Annotated in this window: 3 protein-coding genes; 2 read left to right on the forward strand and 1 reads right to left on the reverse strand. The window is 36.1% G+C overall.

What is annotated here, in order from left to right; translation table 11 throughout:
* Positions 1 to 612: 612 nt before the first annotated feature.
* Both AC33VI_RS17745 and AC33VI_RS17750 read left to right on the forward strand, forming a co-directional pair.
* On the forward strand, positions 613 to 1,509 hold the full coding sequence (locus AC33VI_RS17745) for a phytanoyl-CoA dioxygenase family protein (RefSeq protein WP_491783592.1): 897 nt from the start codon (positions 613 to 615) through the stop codon (positions 1,507 to 1,509).
* 29 nt (positions 1,510 to 1,538) lie between these two features.
* Positions 1,539 to 1,622, forward strand: coding sequence for a hypothetical protein (locus tag AC33VI_RS17750; RefSeq protein ID WP_491783594.1), 84 nt, complete (start codon positions 1,539 to 1,541; stop codon positions 1,620 to 1,622).
* 51 nt (positions 1,623 to 1,673) lie between these two features.
* Here the strand turns inward: AC33VI_RS17750 and AC33VI_RS17755 are convergent, their stop codons facing one another.
* The gene (locus tag AC33VI_RS17755) at positions 1,674 to 1,844 is read right to left on the reverse strand and encodes a hypothetical protein (RefSeq protein WP_491783593.1); all 171 of its coding nucleotides are present in this window, start codon (positions 1,842 to 1,844) and stop codon (positions 1,674 to 1,676) included.
* Positions 1,845 to 2,292: the final 448 nt, after the last annotated feature.

The following is a 2,292-nucleotide window of genomic DNA, read 5'->3' on the forward strand; positions in this document are numbered from 1 at the left end:
AAAGTTTTGAATTGTGGTAAGGCGCAAGGATTCTTGTTGTCGAAACCCCTACCTCCAAATGCAGCAGCAAAGATGCTGGGCTAACCAACAGCACAGAGAAGACGAATTCTGGTTCTCCACGGTTAAAGCTTGCTGAGGTATATTAATTGTTATTTGCGATCGCGCCTGATGGACAAACTATAGTCAATGGTAGCGATGATCAAACAATTAAATTTTGGCGGATTATTTAACTTTAGTTCGGAGTTCGGAATTCGGAGTTAAACGGTTAACTTGACTTATTCGGGTTTTTCTTATAGTCTCAATCTTGATGATAAGATCTATTTGATTTACTTTTTTATTTGAAAATAAATAAAACCTTTGCAGAGTATAGCTTTGAATTGTAAGCAAAGAAAAAATTTTCAAATTAAGGATCAACCTGCTGAATGTAGGTTAAATTGTATCTTTTCTCCAACTTAATATATTCGAGCAAATAATTAATTTACCAGAACTTACGGTGAAATATTATCGATTAATTTAAGGATTTGGACTAGTTATTCTTGTAGAAAAGAAAGAGAAAAAGCCAGTTGTACTAATTGTGGAAACAAGAGCGATAAATTTAAAATTTTATTAATTATGAATTTATCTTTTTTCGTGAATAAGGTTCAAAGTAGATTAAAAAGAGAGTATCTTTACCTGCCAATTATATCTAATTTAGCTAAAAGATCTTATGATAAGGAAGTCTCTGGATATAAAAGTCAATTACCAATTTTGAATAATAAAAATCGAGAAATTTTTGAGACTCTTCAGCAAGATGGTGCTTTGATAACAACTGTTGAAAACTTGTCAATTCCTACAATTATAGGAGCAGTTAATGCAGCCAAGAATTTGCTATTAAATTCTCCATTAAATTCTCCAACATTAACACAAGAAATCGGTTGTAAAGGGAATTATGGAGTACCAGGAAAAACTTTACAAAACTATCCAGAGATTTTACTGTGGGGATTAGATGAACAGCTGCTCGATCTTGTAGAAAACTATATTGGATTGCCCATATTTTATCTTGGTGCGGAAGTAAAACGATGTTTCCCCACCGGAGGCTTTACGGGAATTCGTAAGTGGCATCAAGATACAGAAGATTATCGTATGTTTAAAGTCATCATTTACTTAAATGATGTTGATGAACAAGGTGGTCCCTTTCAATATATCCCAGAGCATAAATCAGATATAGCTAAGAAAAAATTAAAATATAGGTTTGGCTTGATTTCTGATAAATTAATGGAAAAGCATGTATCTTCTCAGGACTGGATTACTTGTCTTGGTAAACAAAATACGGTAATTATTGCTGATACATTTCGTCTTTTTCACCGTGCTAAACCTCCTATCGATCGAGAGCGATTATCTCTTACTTTAACCTATATTTCTCAAAATGCCATACATTTGCGCAACAAAGATTTAAGCATTTCTACTGCTGTTAAGCATATGTGCAAAGACTTATCTAAAAGACAATTAAAATGTCTTGTCCCTTTGTAAAATTTACTAATTTTAAAAATAAACAATAATTGATAATTGCGATCGCCCCTGACGGACAAACTATAGTCAGTAGTAGCGACGATCGGACAATTAAATTTTGGCGGATTATTTAACTTTAGTTGATAATGTGGTAGCGATGATGGGAGAATATAATTGAGGCGAATTTAGGGAGAAGTTTTTGCTTTACTATAACTTAACGATTGCCGAAGAGCAGTCAGCATTTGTTGGCGAACTTCTCTAGCCCAAAGTTCAAAATTAAATTCCTCGCTATGGGGATTTAGTACGAGCGAAATCTTGTCTGGCTGACTTTTGTGGTTCTCAGTTGTAATAGTCATGGGTCCTACTCAGTTGGTAATATTGGCTACAAAATTTCTTACTAAGATTTTATCGAAAACAAACCGTCGCAGAAATTAAGTCTCGTTGAACGAAGGCAGAGGGCAGAGGGCAGATGGCAGAAGGATCGATTGGAGGGGGATTCAGACCCGCCACCAACCGAAGACCGCTAACCTGCGGTATAGCGGGGGCTTTAGACCCAAAAAGTATGAAGGGAAGAAGATACATAACCTTCTGCCTCCTGCCTCCTGCCTTCTGCCTTCCAAGGCGGAAGCCTTGGTAAGCTTTTGATTAAAATTGGACTAAGTATCGAAGTAATAGAATCTGCTCGTGCTACTGTTCCTCTATAGAGGCATCATTGGCTGGTACAACAATGGATAATTGGTATCAATTAGAGTCCGCTGAAGTCTTGCAACAACTCGGGAGTAACGCTTCCTTCGGTTTGAGCAA

This window comes from Waterburya sp. (assembly GCF_058530065.1).

Bases quoted from the DNA above. Each gene is read 5' to 3' on its own strand.
- AC33VI_RS17745 (WP_491783592.1), top strand. From the start codon at position 613: ATGAATTTATCTTTTTTCGTGAATAAGGTTCAAAGTAGATTAAAAAGA.
- AC33VI_RS17755 (WP_491783593.1), bottom strand. From the start codon at position 1,844: ATGACTATTACAACTGAGAACCACAAAAGTCAGCCAGACAAGATTTCG.